The following is a 967-nucleotide window of genomic DNA, read 5'->3' as shown; positions in this document are numbered from 1 at the left end:
GAAGGCAAGAAGATCATCCGCGAGAGCGGGCTGAACGTGATCCCCGCCGATGACCTGGACGATGCGGCGCAGAAGATCGTCGCGGCTGTGAAGAAGGAAGCTGCGTGATGTCCGTGCTCATCAACAAGGACACCAAGGTCATCACCCAGGGCTTCACCGGCAAGAACGGGACGTTCCACGCCGAGCAGGCCATCATCTACGGCACCAAGATGGTCGGCGGCACCTCGCCCGGCAAGGGCGGCTCCACCCATCTCGGCCTGCCGGTGTTCGACACCGTGATCGAGGCCAAGGAGAAGACCGGCGCCGACGCCTCGGTGATCTACGTTCCGCCTCCGGGCGCCGCCGACGCCATCCTTGAGGCGGTGGACGCGGAGATCCCGCTGATCGTCTGCATCACCGAAGGCATCCCGGTGATGGACATGGTGAAGGTGAAGCGCGCGCTCTCGGGCTCGAAGTCGCGCCTCATCGGCCCCAACTGCCCCGGCATCGTCACCGCGGGGGAATCGAAGATCGGCATCATGCCGGCCAACATCTTCAAGAAGGGCTCGGTGGGCATCGTCTCGCGCTCCGGCACGCTGACCTACGAGGCGGTGTTCCAGACCTCGCAGGAGGGCCTGGGCCAGACCTCGGCGGTGGGCATCGGCGGCGACCCGGTGAAGGGCACCGAGTTCATCGACGTGCTGGAGATGTTCCTCGCCGACCCCGAGACGACGTCGATCGTGATGATTGGCGAGATCGGCGGCTCGGCGGAGGAAGAGGCGGCGCAGTTCCTGGCCGACGAGGCGAAGCGGGGCCGCAAGAAGCCGATGGTGGGCTTCATCGCGGGCCGCACGGCGCCTCCCGGCCGCCGCATGGGCCATGCGGGCGCCATCATCTCCGGCGGCAAGGGCGGCGCCGAGGACAAGATCGCCGCCATGGAGGCCGCGGGCATCCGCGTGTCGCCCTCCCCGGCGCGCCTCGGCAAGAC

The 967-nt window shown here is 67.8% G+C and carries 1 protein-coding gene; it reads left to right on the top strand.

Annotation, left to right across the window (positions count from 1 at the left end):
- Positions 1-107: 107 nt before the first annotated feature.
- A partial coding sequence (sucD, locus tag AC2W7M_RS26300) for a succinate--CoA ligase subunit alpha (RefSeq protein WP_486136120.1) occupies positions 108-967 on the top strand: 860 nt, incomplete at its 3' end.

The organism is Xanthobacter sp. BG11Y11_SDJG, assembly GCF_057364445.1.
Note: the sequence above shows the minus strand (reverse complement) of the source record. Positions and strands in the feature narration are given on the sequence as shown.